Origin of the sequence: Nonomuraea fastidiosa, from assembly GCF_042751225.1 — a bacterium.
GTDB classification, from domain to species: domain Bacteria; phylum Actinomycetota; class Actinomycetes; order Streptosporangiales; family Streptosporangiaceae; genus Nonomuraea; species Nonomuraea fastidiosa.
In genome coordinates, this window is sequence record NZ_CP170570.1 from 3545831 (window position 1) to 3559916 (window position 14086).

15 protein-coding genes are annotated in these 14086 nt (G+C 72.0%); 6 read left to right on the top strand and 9 right to left on the bottom strand.

Going from position 1 to position 14086, the window contains the following annotated elements; genetic code table 11:
- Window positions 1-18: 18 nt before the first annotated feature.
- From ACFMQL_RS16260 to ACFMQL_RS16280, 5 genes are all read right to left on the bottom strand, one after another.
- A complete protein-coding gene (locus ACFMQL_RS16260) occupies window positions 19-435 on the bottom strand; it encodes a hypothetical protein (RefSeq protein WP_378786011.1) in 417 nt (138 codons plus the stop codon).
- Window positions 432-1241 (bottom strand): glucosamine-6-phosphate deaminase, encoded by an 810-nt coding sequence (locus ACFMQL_RS16265; protein WP_378786012.1) that lies wholly within the window; start codon window positions 1239-1241, stop codon window positions 432-434. The genes ACFMQL_RS16260 and ACFMQL_RS16265 overlap by 4 nt, the downstream gene beginning before the upstream one ends.
- Window positions 1242-1272: 31 nt before the next feature.
- Window positions 1273-1440 (bottom strand): hypothetical protein, encoded by a 168-nt coding sequence (locus ACFMQL_RS16270; RefSeq protein ID WP_364062615.1) that lies wholly within the window; start codon window positions 1438-1440, stop codon window positions 1273-1275.
- Window positions 1441-1501: 61 nt separating this feature from the next.
- Window positions 1502-2074 (bottom strand): VOC family protein, encoded by a 573-nt coding sequence (locus ACFMQL_RS16275; protein ID WP_378786013.1) that lies wholly within the window; start codon window positions 2072-2074, stop codon window positions 1502-1504.
- A 145-nt stretch (window positions 2075-2219) separates the two neighbouring features.
- Entirely contained in the window at window positions 2220-3164 is a 945-nt protein-coding gene (locus ACFMQL_RS16280) for an acyltransferase domain-containing protein (protein ID WP_364062620.1), read from the bottom strand.
- A 77-nt stretch (window positions 3165-3241) separates the two neighbouring features.
- Between ACFMQL_RS16280 and ACFMQL_RS16285 the strand changes: the two genes are divergently transcribed.
- On the top strand, window positions 3242-3643 hold the full coding sequence (locus tag ACFMQL_RS16285) for a hypothetical protein (protein ID WP_364062623.1): 402 nt from the start codon (window positions 3242-3244) through the stop codon (window positions 3641-3643).
- A 163-nt stretch (window positions 3644-3806) separates the two neighbouring features.
- Here ACFMQL_RS16285 and ACFMQL_RS16290 read toward each other — a convergent pair whose 3' ends face one another.
- A complete protein-coding gene (locus tag ACFMQL_RS16290; RefSeq protein WP_378786014.1) occupies window positions 3807-5261 on the bottom strand; it encodes a tannase/feruloyl esterase family alpha/beta hydrolase in 1455 nt (484 codons plus the stop codon).
- A gap of 295 nt (window positions 5262-5556) precedes the next feature.
- Here ACFMQL_RS16290 and ACFMQL_RS16295 point away from each other — a divergent pair, with 295 nt between their 5' ends.
- Genes ACFMQL_RS16295 through ACFMQL_RS16315 form a run of 5 tightly spaced genes read left to right on the top strand, consistent with a single transcriptional unit; the run spans window position 5557 to window position 10295 of the window.
- Window positions 5557-6363: an ABC transporter ATP-binding protein gene (locus tag ACFMQL_RS16295; RefSeq protein WP_364062629.1), complete on the top strand. Its 807-nt coding sequence runs from the start codon at window positions 5557-5559 to the stop codon at window positions 6361-6363.
- On the top strand, window positions 6350-7078 hold the full coding sequence (locus ACFMQL_RS16300; RefSeq protein ID WP_364062632.1) for an ABC transporter ATP-binding protein: 729 nt from the start codon (window positions 6350-6352) through the stop codon (window positions 7076-7078). Before ACFMQL_RS16295 ends, ACFMQL_RS16300 begins: the two co-directional genes overlap by 14 nt.
- Before the next feature lie 43 nt (window positions 7079-7121).
- The gene (locus tag ACFMQL_RS16305) at window positions 7122-8363 is read left to right on the top strand and encodes an ABC transporter substrate-binding protein (protein ID WP_378786015.1); all 1242 of its coding nucleotides are present in this window, start codon (window positions 7122-7124) and stop codon (window positions 8361-8363) included.
- A 10-nt stretch (window positions 8364-8373) separates the two neighbouring features.
- Complete coding sequence (locus ACFMQL_RS16310; RefSeq protein ID WP_364062638.1) at window positions 8374-9237, top strand: branched-chain amino acid ABC transporter permease; 864 nt, start codon at window positions 8374-8376, stop codon at window positions 9235-9237.
- Between the two features lie 2 nt (window positions 9238-9239).
- Entirely contained in the window at window positions 9240-10295 is a 1056-nt protein-coding gene (locus tag ACFMQL_RS16315) for a branched-chain amino acid ABC transporter permease (protein ID WP_364063259.1), read from the top strand.
- Here the strand turns inward: ACFMQL_RS16315 and ACFMQL_RS16320 are convergent.
- The 3 genes from ACFMQL_RS16320 to ACFMQL_RS16330 all read right to left on the bottom strand — a co-directional run bounded on the left by ACFMQL_RS16320 (window position 10177) and on the right by ACFMQL_RS16330 (window position 14035).
- Entirely contained in the window at window positions 10177-12087 is a 1911-nt protein-coding gene (locus tag ACFMQL_RS16320) for a helix-turn-helix domain-containing protein (protein WP_378786016.1), read from the bottom strand. The genes ACFMQL_RS16315 and ACFMQL_RS16320 overlap by 119 nt on opposite strands.
- A 352-nt stretch (window positions 12088-12439) precedes the next feature.
- Complete coding sequence (locus tag ACFMQL_RS16325; protein ID WP_378786017.1) at window positions 12440-13105, bottom strand: TetR/AcrR family transcriptional regulator; 666 nt, start codon at window positions 13103-13105, stop codon at window positions 12440-12442.
- Between the two features lie 213 nt (window positions 13106-13318).
- The gene (locus tag ACFMQL_RS16330; protein WP_364062646.1) at window positions 13319-14035 is read right to left on the bottom strand and encodes a hypothetical protein; all 717 of its coding nucleotides are present in this window, start codon (window positions 14033-14035) and stop codon (window positions 13319-13321) included.
- Window positions 14036-14086 lie beyond the last annotated feature (51 nt).

The following is a 14086-nucleotide window of genomic DNA, read 5'->3' on the forward strand; positions in this document are numbered from 1 at the left end:
CTACGTTTCGCGCGGCGATCACGCGCGGGCCAGGGCCTCCCGTACGCCGTGGGCGGCGGCTTGGCCCGCTCGTAGGCTCCACGTCCGCGACGAACCGCGCCCCCGCCCGCAACACGGCCCGCGCAGCCGGGCGCCGTTGGACAGCAGGTTGTCGCAGCTCACCACCGCGACCGGGCCAGCGCCGGCGGCCGCCCGGCGCGACAGTCCGGCGGCCAGCAGGCCGATCGGGCTCTCCGGCGCGGTGGACTCGTACGCCTTCTCGGTGATCGTCAGTGTGATCACCCGGACCTCGGGGTCGGCGACCTGCCGGAGGACCTCCTCGGGCTCGGTGAGCGCGTGCAGGGTGCGGCGGATGGACGACACCTCGGTGGCGGAGACGTCATCGCCGTCGCGTACGCCTTCGGGCAGCGGCACCCGTCCGCCGGTGAGGATCACCGTGGCAGGTCGATCCGCGGCAGGTCGATCCGCGGCAGGTCGATCGCGCCGGCGGAGTCCGTGTCGAGCAAGAGCGTGGCGTGCGGGGTGCGGCGCAGGATCGTGGCGGGGCAGGCGGGTGAGACCGGGTCGTTGAGCGTGGCGGCGATCGCCGCGGCCTTGCGCCGCTCGGGTACGCACACCTGCACCGCGCCGGCGGCCAGCAGCGCCGGGACGGTGAGCGAGATCGCGGTGGCGGGCACCTCATCGACGGTGGCGAAGTGGCCCTCGCCGACCTGCTGCTCGCGAGAACGCAGGTCCAGCGTGATCACCCGGGCCCAGCGGTCGTCGTCGAAGCGCGCCTGATGGGGCTCGTTGAAGGCGAGGTGGCCGTTCTCGCCGACGCCCATGCAGACCAGGTCGAGCGGGAGCGCGCGCAGCTCGGCCTCGTAGCGGGCGCACTCGGCCTCGGGGCCGGCGGCGTCGCCGTCGATGTAGTGGACGGCGGCGGGCGCGAACGGGGCCGCGATGCGCTCCTTGATCCAGCGCCGGAACGAGGCCGGGTGATCGGCGGCGATGCCGACGTACTCGTCCATGTGGAAGACCGTCACCCGGTCCCAGGGGATCTTCTGTTCGCGCAGCGCGTCGGTGAACGCGTACTGGGAGTTGCCCGTGGCGAAGACGACGCGGGCGGCGCCGCGCCGGTCCACCGCGTCCCGGATCGTCGCGGCGGCGCGCTCCGCTGCGGCGGCTCCGAGGTCCGCTTCGCCGGCGTACACCTCGACGGGCAGGCTCTCCGCCGTGAACCGGGCGACTGGCGTGGGCACGTGATCCTCCTCGAGAGGAGGGTACGCCCGGCTACATGCGGCGATCCAGTGGCGGCTGCTGCGCCACCTCGCGCTGCATCGCGCGCCGCTCGTGCCTGATCGCCATCCTGACCGTCCAGTAGACGAGGATGAGGCCGATCACCCCCGGAATGACCCACCACACCAGCATCATGATCAGCTCGGGGAGTCCGATGTTCATGATGTCCTCCTCTTAGGCGAATCGGCCGATCTTCGGCACTTGCACCCTACTCCGGGCGCGCCTAGCGGGTCTTGGGATCGCGGAGTGAGCTCATGGTGTCGATCAGCGTCTGGTGGATGTACTCCAGCTCCGGCGTGCTGAAGCTCGACCAGTCCTCCGCGCCGCCGCCGTCGCCGGGCTCCTCGGACCACGAGCCCTCCCCGCCGGACTCATCGGACCAGCCGGAGGAGGTGGCGGCGGCCGACGGGTCGTGGCGGTACACCCACCACAGGTTCCCCGAGGGGTCCTGGAAGCGGGAGAGCGTCTCGCCGAAGAAGCCGGTCGGGCGGGTCACGATGCGCGCTCCCCGCGCCTGCGCCCTGGCCAGGGTGGCCTCGACGTCGTCTGCGTACACGCGGGTGAACGCCGGCGTGAACGGCCAGCCGGGCTTGCGGTCGGCCACCATCAGCAGCGAGTCGCCCAGGCGGAGCTCGGAGTGCAGGATGAGCCCGTCCGTGTCGAGCGTGCGGGCCTCGGGTACGTCCTTCGCCCCGAACACGTCGACGATGAAGTCGATCACGGTGGCGGCGTCGTCGGTGATGATGAACGGGTTCACGGTGTTCGCGCAGGCAGGCACGTCGGGCATCGCGGTCATGGTGCGTCCTTTCCACGCGACGGGCCGGCCCTTCGACGGAAGGGCCGGCCCTGATGAAGGGATGCACGCATGCTCTCCAGGGGTGCGGCCACTTGATGGCCTCAATCGACCGCAAACTCGGATCGCTCGTGAACGCGCCCCGGTCTCAGATCGGGAAGCCGCCGGTGCGCCACTGCCAGTGGCGGCCGGCCTTGAGGTGGTCGATGACGGCGCGCTGCAGCGCCGTGCGGCGCGGCAACTGGTCGAGCGGCGTGCTCAGCGTGCGGAACACGAACCGCAGCACCTCCACGTCGGCGTCCAGCCCCTCGGGCTCCTTGTACGGCTCCAGCTCGAACATGCTCTGGAACCGCACGATGTTGGAGTCCTCGGGAAGGTACTCGCGTAGCTGCGGGTCGAGCAGCCACGAGCCGCAGGTGAAGGACGTGTAGTGCTCGTCCGGGAAGTGGCGCGGGAAGAACGCCCGGGCCTCGTCGAGCGAGGCGGCGACCGCCTCGGGCGTCAGCGGCCCCGACTCGGGGATGTGCAGGTTGATGGCGCCGTCGCCGCGGTGGAACTGCAACCGGCCGAGCTCGTAGATGCCGCCGCGTACGTGGAGGGTCAGCCATGCCTGCATGACCGGCCAGCCCTCGCGGTTCATGCGCCGGTCGATGGCGAGGTTGCGGCCCAGGTCGGCGAGTGTCGTCCAGGACACCTGCTCGGGGACGCCGTGGTCGCGGTGGTAGTCGAGGACGACGCCGACCAGGGCGAGGTAGGCGTAGACGTACAGGTGCCGCCAGGCGGGCCCGCGATCTCGGGGCAGCTCGGGGCCGGGCACGAGCCAGCCGTAGCCGCCGAGGTCGGCGCGCACCAGGGCGATCGAGCGGTCGAGCAGCCAGCGCAGCTCCGGGGTCCACAGCGGGGAGCCGGGGTCGGGCCAGCCCTCCATGATTTCGGCGGCGTCGTCGGGACGTACGGCGAGGCGTTCGAGGATCGCGGGCGCGTCTGCCTTGTCGGGCAGCGGCGCCGATGGGAGGTCGGCGGCGAGACGGTGCACGCGCTCGACGTCCGCGAGTGGGACCCCGAGCCGGGAGGCGGTGTCGTCAAGATCCACGTGGCCGACTCTACTCGGCCGCGCGGAGGCGGCCGCAGGGGGTTTGGATGCGACTGTATTCAAACCAAGGGGGTCGCGTGCCCGACCAGCCGTCCGCCTTCACCAGCGGCTCCGCCCGCGACAGGTACTACGCCATCGCGCCGCCGGCCCGCACCCGCCCGGTCCTCGCCGTGGACCCGATCGGCGAGCCGGGCCGCACGATCCAGCGCCGCCCGCTCACCAGCGGGGCCGACGTCGGCGCCTGGATCACCGCCGTGCCGGCCACGATCGTGCCGTCCGACGAGCAGAGCCGCCTCGACTCGCTGGCGTGGACCGCGTACTACACCGCCGCGCTCACCGACCCCGCGCTCGCCGCGGCCGGTCTCACCCTGCCCGGCGCGCTGGAGGACTTCCTCACCAAACGGCTGACCGCCGCCCTGCGGGCCGGGGAGATCGACCCCGACCAGCTCGACCGCCTATTCGGCCTGGCGCGGAGGTAAGCATCGTGACGGAAGGCCACCGGGACCGGCTGGCGCGGCAGCCCGCCCCGGACGGGCGGCTCCTGCTCGTCGATCACCGCAAGGCGCGGCTGTGGCTGCCGACGCCACCGACCGGCGGGAGCCCGGTGTCCGTGGTCGAGCAGGCCATGTCGGCACGGGACCGTCAAGTTGACGGTCGGCTGAGCGAGCAGGTGTTGACCACGTCGCCGGTGGTCTGGCGGGGGATGGTGGCGCTGCGCGGCGGCTGCCGGTGCCCGTCCACCCAGCGCTCCAGGGCCTCGAACGCGCTCCGCATGCACGGCAGCAGCGGCCGCATGCGGTCGGGGAACATGTCGTACTCCAGGTCGAGGTGGGAGGCGCCCTCGATGCGGTAGTAGCGGTGCAGAGCGCCACGACCCTGCCCCCGCACCGCGTCGGCGTACGCGTCGCCGTGCACCTCGATCGGCAGCAGCGTGTCGAGCGTGCCCTGCACGGTGAGCAGCGGCTTGCCGATGCGTCCTGAGTGCGAGGCCCGCGTCACCGCGTCGTGCACGCTCTTCGGCCTGGCGAAGTAGTCGTAGTCGGCGTCGCAGCCGGGGGTGCCGCTCGCGCAGTACGGGATGCCCGCGTCGAGGTCGCCGTCGAAGCCCGGGTCCACCTCCTCGCGGTAGCGGCGCTGGGTGCCGTCCCACAGGACGGTGTAGTTGAACTCCCACAGGAACTCCGAGCCGGGGGCGAAGCCCGCCTTCAGCATCGCCGCGTGGGCCCGCTCGTCGCCGCCTGCCCGGTACTTGGGGTACTCGCGCAGCGCCACCGGCAGGTACGTCAGCGCGTTGCGCCGCTTGCCCGGCGGCCAGTAGGTGCCCTCGGAGTCCACGCCGCCGTCGTACAGCTCGGGGTGGTTCTCCAGCGCCCAGCGGACGAGCTGGCCGCCGTTGGAGATGCCCATCGCGTACGTCCTGCGCGGCTGCCTGCCGTAGCGGCGGGCCACGGTGGCCTTGGCGGCGACGGTCACCTCGGTCATCCTGCGGTACCACTCCAGGATGGCGTCTCCCGGCCGCTTGCCGTCGTGGTAGAAGCCGGCGTCCACGTTGCCCTTGTCGGTGGAGGCGTAGGCGTAGCCCTTGGCCAGCACGTAGTCCGAGATCGTGAAGTCGTTGGCGTACTGGCGGCGGTTGCCCGGCGCGCCCGCGACGACCAGCCCGCCGTTCCACTTCTCGGGCAGCCGGATGACGAACTGGGCGTCGTGGTTCCAGCCGTGGGTGGGGTTGAAGGTGGAGGTGTCGTGGAAGTAGCCGTCGATCTGGATGCCGGGCACGCCGCTCGGGTTGCGGGTGGCCGCCGCGTGCAGGCCCTGCCAGTCGGCGGGGTTGGTGTGGCCTGAGGCGACCGTGCCCGCCGTGGTCAGGTCGTCCAGGCAGGCGGCGACCTGGTGCTGCGCGCCGGGCACGCGGAGCCGGTGCATCCCGGCGCAACGGGCGTCCGCGGCGGAGGCAGAGGCGGCGGAGGCGGCGGAGGCGGAGGAGGCGGCGGAGGCCGCCGGCGTCAGGGGGATCGCCACCACCGCCGCGAGGAGCGCCGAAAGCGCGGCGGATCTGCGGGAGATCAGGCGAAATGACGGACGCGGGGACGAAGGCATGTGCGGCTCCCATCGGTCGGACGGACGCCATGCTGATCCAGCGTTCCCGGCGCGGCGACGTACGTCGTCACCACTGTTCGGCGGCGACCTGTGGAGGTGATGTCCACCGGTGACCCCGATGAGAGCCGGATCGGACGCCCCGAAAGCCGCTTAAGGCCGTGGAAGCCGCGAAACGGTGTGGGTCACCGCAAGGCGGGCGGTCCGAATGTGTGGGTGTCTCACCTGGTCCGCCGTCGCGGGCGCGACCTAGCGTTCACGGTGTCCGCAGTCGCGTTGTGACGCGTGAGGAGGGCGCATGGAAGCAGGCCCCACGGGTTCCGCGGCGCAGGCGGAGAGCCCGCCCGCCGTCCCCGTCCTGCGGGCGCGCGGCCTGGTCAGGGAGTTCCGCGGCTTCCGCGCGGTGGACGGCGTGGACCTCGACGTGGCAGAGGGCAGCGTGCACGCCCTGGTGGGGCCCAACGGCGCCGGCAAGACCACCCTGTTCAACCTGCTCACCGGCTTCCTCAAGCCGACCGCGGGCAGCGTCGTCATCGACGGGCACAGGGAGCTGGTCGGCCGCAGCCCCGAGGCGATCAGCCGGCTCGGTGTGGCCCGCTCGTTCCAGATCACCAGCCTGTTCCCCGACCTCACCCCGCAGCAGCACGTGGAGCTGGCGCTGGCCGGCCCGACCGGGCTCGGCTGGCGGTTCTGGCGCTCGGACCGCGCGCTGGCCCGCTTCGCCGCTCCCGCCGCCGAGCTGCTGGACCGGGTCGGGCTCGCCGGTCACGCCGGCGTCCCGGCCGGCTCGCTGTCGTACGGCCGCAAAAGAGCCCTGGAGCTCGCGCTCGCGCTCGCCATGGACCCCAAGGTGCTGCTGCTCGACGAGCCCACCGCCGGCATGGGCGTCGAGGACGTGGACCGCACCATCGAGCTCATCCGCACGATCCGCGCCGGCCGCACCGTCGTCATGGTGGAGCACAACATGAACGTGGTCGCCAGCCTCGCCGACCGGGTGACCGTGCTGCAGCACGGCAAGGTGCTGGTCGAAGGGGCGTACGCCGAGATCCGCCACGACCCCCGCGTCATCACCGCCTACCTCGGAGACTCCGATGCTGCGCGTTGACGGGCTGTCCGCCTGGTACGGCGAGGCGCAGGCGCTGCGCGAGGCGTCGCTGCGCGTGGACGAGGGCGAGATCGTCACCCTGGTCGGCCGCAACGGCGCGGGCAAGACCACGCTGCTGCGCTGCCTGATGGGCCTGCACGGCACGTACGGCAGGACGTCCGGCACGATCACGCTGGACGGCGAGGACATCACCGCGCTGCCCGCGCACCTCAGGGCCCGGCGCGGCCTCGGCTACGTCCCCGACGACCGCGGCATCTACGCGACCCTGTCGGTGGAGGAGAACCTGCTGCTCGCCCCCTTGGTCAAGGGCAGTGCCAAGGTGAAAAGGGGCGGCCCCAGGCCCTGGCCGCTCGATCGGATCTACGAGACGTTCCCGCACCTGAAGGAGCGCCGCCGCGCGCCCGGCACCACGCTGTCGGGCGGCGAGCAGCAGATGCTCGTGCTCGCCAGGGTGCTGCGCACCGGCGCCAGGCTGCTGCTCTGCGACGAGCCGACCGAGGGCCTGTCGCCACTGTTCGTGCAGCGCATCGGCGAGATCCTGCGCGAGGTGCGGGCGGCGGGCACCACGGTGCTGCTGGTCGAGCAGAACGTGCACTTCGCCGCGTCCGTCGCCGACCGCCACTACCTGCTCGCGGAAGGGCGGATCGTCGAAGCGCTCGACCGCGACCAGGTACGCGAACGCGAGCACCAGCTCCTCGAATACCTCGGAATCTGACGACCCGCCACCCCTGAGCGAGACAGAACGGGAGATGCCGCACATGAAAATCACGGGCTGGAGCGGCGGGCTGGCCGCCGCGACGCTGGTGCTGGCCGGCTGCGGGGGCGGGCCCGGCGGTGGCGGCGGCGCGATCAGCGACGGCGGGGTGGTGCTCGCCGTGCTGAACGACCAGTCGGGCATCTACGCCGACACCTCGGGCCGCAGCACGGTCGAGGCCGTCAAGATGGCGGTGGACGACTACCGCGCCAAGTACGGCGACCAGGCCGTGGCCAAGAAGGTCGAGGTGGTGGCCGCCGACCACCAGAACAAGCCCGAGATCGCCAACTCCAAGGCACAGGAGCTCTACGACCGCGAGCACGCCGACGTCATCCTCGACGTGCCCACCTCGTCGGCCGCGCTCGCCGTCGCCACCGTCGCCAAGAACAAGCGGAAGGTCTTCATCGACGTCGGCGCCGCCAGCACCGAGCTGGAGGGCAAGGCGTGCAACAAGTACACCTTCCACTACGGCTACAACAGCTACATGCTGGCCCACGGCACCGGCAGCGAGGTGACCAAGGACGGCGGCGAGAACTGGTACATCGTCTACCCCGACTACGCCTTCGGGCAGGACATGAACAAGACGTTCGGCTCCGCCATCCAGGCCGCCGGCGGCACCGTCGTGCAGGCCGACCCGACGCCGTTCCCCAACGACAACTTCTCCACGTTCCTGCTCAAAGCCCCAGAACTCGACCCGAAGCCGCAGGTCCTCGGCACCATGCACGCCGGCGGCGATCTGATCAACCTCGTCAAGCAGTACAACGAGTACAAGCTGCGCGACAAGGGCGTGCGGCTCGCGCTCGGCCTGCTGTCCATGAGCGACATCCACTCGCTCGGCCCCGACGCCCTGGCCGGCACCCGCTACACCACCATGTGGACCTGGACCTACGACGACAAGACCCGCGCCTGGGCCGACAAGTTCCAGGCCAAGACCGGCAAGCGGCCCACCTCCAACATGGCCGCCAACTACTCGGCCGCCCTGCAGTACCTGGAGGCCGTGCAGCGCGCCGGCACCGACAACTCCGACAAGGTGGTCGCGCAGCTCGAAGGCCACTCCATGGAGGACGTGTTCGTCCGCAACGGCACCATCCGCGCCCAGGACCACCTGCTGCTGCACGACGCGTACCTGACCGAGGTCAAAGCGGCGAGCGAGGTCAAGGAGCCGTACGACTACGAGAAGGTGCTCAAGACCATCCCGGCCGCGGAGGCGTTCCAGCCGCAGCCCGACCCGGCCTGCAAGCTGTAAGGCGGCCGGCGTGCTCCAGCAGGCGTTCAACGGGCTGGTGGGCGGGTCGTTCTACGCCCTGCTCGCCCTCGGCCTCGCCGTCATCTTCGGCATGCTCGGCGTGGTCAACCTCGCGCACGGCGCGTTCTACATGCTCGGCGCGTTCGGCGCGTTCATCGCGCTCGACTCGTTCGGGCTGACCTTCTGGGTGGCGCTCGCGCTGGTGCCGCTGCTGCTCGGCGTGGCCGGCGCGGTGCTGGAACGGCTGTTCATCCGGCGGCTCGCGCCGCTCGACCCGCTCTACAACTTCCTGTTCACGTTCGGGCTCGCGCTCATCCTCCAGGACCTCGTACGCCGCGAGTACGGCGTCAACTCCCAGCCCTACCCCCGGCCGCCCGCCCTGGAGGGCACCGTCGACCTGGGGCTGTTCACCTACCCGGCCTACCAGGTGTTCGTGCTCGGCGTCTCGGTCCTGATGTGCCTCGTCGTGTGGGTGGTGCTCACCAGGACCCGCGTCGGGATGATCGTCAGGGCCGCGACCGAGCGGCCCGAGCTGACCAGGGCGCTCGGCATCGACGTCGGCCGCTGGGTGACGCCGGTCTTCGGCTTCGGCATCGCGCTGGCCGCGTTCGCCGGGGTGCTGGCCGCGCCCATGCGCGCCGTCAACCCGCTCATGGGCGCCGACCTCATCATCACGGTCTTCGCCGTCGTCGTGATCGGCGGGCTCGGCTCGGTGTTCGGCTCGGTCGCCGCCGGGTTCGCCGTGGGGCTGGTGTCGGCGCTGGGCAACCTGTACGTGCCCGCGCTCTCCCAGATCCTCGTCTTCATCCTCATGGCCGCCGTGCTGCTGTGGCGGCCCGCCGGGCTGTTCGGACGCGAGGAGGCGTACCGGTGATCATGTCCAGGCTGGCCCGCTCGGACCGGGGCGGGATCGTGCTCCTGGCGCTCGGGCTCGTCGCCGCGCTCGTCCTGCCGTGGCTGATCTACCCGCCGGTCGCGCTGGACATCGCCTGCTGGGCGCTGTTCGCCGCGGCCGTGGATCTGCTGCTCGGCTTCACCGGGCTGCTGTCGTTCGGGCACGCCGCGTTCTGGGGCGGGTCGGCGTACTGCACGGGGCTGCTCGTGCTGCACGGCGGGCTGCCCTTTCCGGTGGCGATCCTCGGCGGCGCGGCCTTCGCGGCGCTGCTCGCGCTCCCGATCGGCTATCTGTCGGTACGCCTGACCGGCATCTACTTCGCCATGGTCACCCTGGCCTTCGCCCAGATGCTGTACTTCCTGGCCAACCAGTGGCGCGACGTCACCGGCGGCGAGAACGGCCTGCAGGGCATCCCGCGCGAGCTGTTCGGCCTCGACCTGTACGACCCGTTCTCCTTCTACTACGCGGGCCTGCCGTTCGTGCTGGCCGGCCTCGCGGCCGCCTGGCGGATCGTACGCTCGCCGTTCGGCCGGGTGCTGGTCTCCATCAGGGACAACCCCTCGCGCGCCCGCGCGCTCGGCTACCCCGTCGAGCGCTACCGGCTGCTCGCGTTCGTGCTGTCGGCGGCGCTGTCCGGCGTGGCGGGCGGCGTCTTCGCCATCGGGCACGGCTTCGCCTCGCTCGACGGCCTCTACTGGACCACCTCAGGGCAGGTCGTGATGATGGTCATCCTCGGCGGCATCGGCACGCTGTGGGGCGGGGCCATCGGCGCGGCCATCGTCGTCCAGCTCCAGGACTTCCTCGCCACCTCCGGCTTCGAGGGCATCGGCATCGTCACCGGCACCATCTTCATCGTGATCGTGCTGCTGTTCCGGCGCGGCATCTGGGGGACCGCCCGCCACCTCATCGCCGCGCGGGTCAGCTCCGCAGCCGGTGCAGGCGGAGCGCGAGCTGGATCTCCAGAGCCCGCTCCGGCTCCTGCCAGTCCTCGCCCAGCAGGCGGCTCACCCGATGCAGCCGCTGGTGAACGGTGTTGATGTGGACGTGCAGCCGCTCGGCCGTCCGCGACAGCGCGCATCTGCAGCCGAAGTACGTCTCCAGCGTCCTGACCAGCGACGTGCCGCGCCGCGCGTCGTAGTCCAGCACCGGACCGAGCGTCGCCTCCAGGAAGCCGCGGGCGTCGCGGTGCGCGCCGATCAGCAGGCCGACGAAGCCCAGCTCACCGGCGTCGGCCCCGTCGTCCATGCGGTCGAGCGCGAGCAGCGTGTCCGCGCAGCGCCTGGCCTCCCGGTGCGCGGCGGGCACTCCGGACAGCTCGCGCACCGGGCCCGCGCCGCCGACCGTCACCGGAGCCGCCAGCGCCGCGCCCAGCTCCTTGGCGACCCGGCGCGCGATCTCGCCAGGCGCGTCGCCGGGCAGCAGCAGCACGACCTCCTCGCCGCGCGCCGCCGCCAGCCCGCGGGCCGCCGCCGCGTACGAGGCCGCCCAGAACGCGGCGCGTCCGCGAGACCGAGACGAGGCGCAGCGGGCCGACAGCACCACGTACGGCACGTTCCGCTCCAGGCCCGCGCGGCGCATCCGCGCCTCAAGCGCCGCCCTGTCACCGACGGCGCCTGCCGCCTTGCCGTCCAGCAGGTCGTCGAGCAGCTCGCCCTGTGCCCGCGCCTGCGCCTCCGCCGGGCTCCTGCGCAGCAGCATCAGCAGCGCGGTCACCAGCGCGGCGCGCTCCAGGATGCGCCGGTCGGCGTCGTCCAGCTCCGCCCCGCTGCGCAGCACCAGCGTGCCCAGCGCCTCGCCGGGCGTCGAGATCGGGGTGACCCACAGGTCGCCGTGCCGCGTCGTACCGCCCCTCGGCTGCGCCGCGCCGGTGACGGCGGCCAGCTCGTCCTCCGGCAGCGGCGCGCCGTCCGGATCGCCCGACGTCGCCAGGCAGCGGCCGGCCGGGTCCAGCACGTACAGGGTGCCGCCCAGCACCTCCGTGACCACCGCCGCCACGTCCGCCGCGTCACCGCCCTTGACGACCAGCGCTGTCATCCGGTCGTGCGCCTGCGCCGCCCGCTCGATCGCCGCGCCGCGCGCCTTGAGCCGGGCGTTGACCGCGTTCAGCTCCTCCACCGTGGCCCTGGTCTCCGCCAGCAGCCGCGCGTTGTCGATGGCCAGCGCCGCGTGCGCCGCCAGCGAGCCCAGCAGCACCGCCTGCTCGGGCGCGAACGGCCGCTCGGTGCGGTTGGCCGCGTACAGCACGCCGATCACCCGGCTGCCCACCCGCATCGGCACGCCCAGGATCGCCACCAGCGCCTCCTCGGCCACCGCCGCGTCGATGTGCGCGTGGTGCCGGAACTGCGGGTCGCGCAGATAGTGATCGGTGCTGTACGGCATCGCCGTCTGCGCCACCAGCCCGCCGAGCCCGTCGCCCAGCGGGATCCGCAGCCGGCGGAACGCCGCCGAGATCGAGCCGTCCGTCATGCGGATGCGGGTCTCGCCGCGCTGGTCGTCGTTCAGCGACACGTACGCGATGTCGGCGCTCAGCAGCCGCCTGGCGCGGCGCACGATCGCCTCCAGGATCGCGTCCAGGTCGCGCAGCCCGGCCAGGTCGCCGGCCAGGTCGAACAGCGCGGTCAGCTCGGCCTCGCGGCGCGCCTGCCTGCGCATGCCGGCGCTCACCCGCAGCGCCGTCAGCTTGGCCGCCTCCAGTTGCGCCAGCGTCTCGGGGTCCGCGCCCGCGGCGCGGGCCGAGGCCACCGGCTCCTCGAACTCGACCGGCGCGGCCTCCCTGGCCAGCAGGTCGAGGAAGACGTTGCACGATGCGAGGGGGGTGTGCACGGTCATCGGTGCGTCCGTCCAGGTGCGGTGGGTCGGCCCTGACGTGATCCGCGCCGCTGGTCGGGGTGCGGCTTGAGACGCGGACCGGGGCGGGGGCACGGCATGGTCACGCATGCCGGTCGGCGGTTCGTCTGCTCGAAGGGATGGTCAGGTCCTGCGACAGGGCATGCAATGGGGCCTCCAGAGCACGACGGGCAGGGGGTTGATCGGAGTCCGCCAGGTTACTAAGCGCATAGTCAGTCCGTGAACGGCCGCTTGTCAACCGGTGTCCGGACTATTCGCGATACGAGGTGATCCGGCCTCGGCGTCCGGCGGCCTCAGCGCCCTGGGACGGGGCGGCGTTCGGCGCTGGGCGGCTTCAGCCTTCGGGGGCGAGCAGCTTGAGCGCGAGGTCGGCATAGAACTCGCCGAGCTGCTCAGGCGAGTCGGGCCCGTCGAGCCGGTACCAGCGCACGAGGTCGATGGTCAGCGACAGCATCGCCCGCGTGACCCGCTTGACGTCCACCTTCGCGAACGATCCGTCCGCCACGCCGCGCGCCACCGCGCCCCTGAAGTAGCCGTTGGTCTGGTGGCGCAGCTCCACGATCTCGCCGTAGTGCTCGGGCGTCAGGTGGTTCAGCTCCATCTGGCACACCCGCGCCGTCACGTGGTGGCGGGCATGCCACACCGTGTACGCCGACACGATCGCCCGCAGCCGCTCGGCCGAACCCTCGATCTCCATGATCGCCGGGTCCCTGATGTGCTCCAGCACCCGCTCGTGCCCCGCCCTGATCACCTCGAAGAGCACCAGCTCCTTCGATGGGAAGTGCACGTAGAGCGCGGCCGGGCTGAGGCCCACGCACTCGGCGATGTCGCGGGTGGTCGTGGCGTGGAAGCCGTTGGCGGCGAAGCAGCGCACCGCCGACGACAGCAGGCCGCGCTGCACCTCCCCGAGGTCCGGCCGCCACAGCTCGGGAGAGTGGTCGCGCAGCCGGGGATCGTCGGCCAAGTCCTGCGCGGTGAATCGGGCCTGCCGTCGGGCCATCCGCGACCCTCGCCCCCCTCCGAGTGCGTGGTATCGATGCCGCCCGCGGTGCCCGCCGGCCACCTGGTCGGGTGGCCCTGCCGCGAGTGTTCTCGTACGAGCAGTCTACGAGGTGACTATGCGCTTAGTCACCACCCGCGCCCCCGGCACATGCACGACCACCGCGCACGAGCGCGGTGGTCGTGGTGACGGCGGTTCCGCCCCGGCCAGAGGTCAGCCCGCCGGCTCCGTCACGGTCACCGCGTGCGAGCCGATCGCGGCGGAGAAGGTCGCGTCTCCGCCCCATTTGAGCCGGTACGAGTACTGCCCGGCGATCTCGGGCGTGTCCGTGATGGCGAACGTCCCGTCGTCCGCCACCGTCACGGTCCCGAGCGAGGTCACCGGCAGGTCGTCGATGGCGCGGTACACCCACACCGTGGGGTTCGACGTGGGCACGTGGCCCGAGCCGTCCAGCCGTACGGAGATCTCGAACGGCTGCCCGGCGACGGCCTGGGCGGGGCCGGAGAAGACGAATCCCGATCGGCGGTGGTAGACCGGCACCTCGATCGTCCGCGCGCTACCGAAGAAGAGGTCGTCCCCGGCCCAGCGCGCGCTGTAGAAGAGGAAGCCGCCGACCGGCGGCGCGTCGGTGACGCTGAACGTGCCGTCGTCGGCGGTGGTGACTTCGGCGATCGGCGTCTGCTCGCCGCCGGGCAGCCCCCGCGAGATAACGATCTGGCGCGGGCCGGTCGTCTCCAGGCCCGGCAGGTTGAGGCGGCCGGTCAGCGTGAAGGCGTCGAGCGCGGTGGGGCTCGCGGGGAGCGTCCATCTGATCGTGGACTTGGCCTTCGCGGCCGCCGTGGCGGCCGGCGCGAGCAGCCCGAGCACGACGGCCGCGACCAGGCAGGGCAGGGCGGCGAGCCGGATTAATCGCGACGATGAGGAACGCATGGAATCCCTTCGCATGAATCGAACTTGTGTTCGAGTTGATCAAGCCATAAG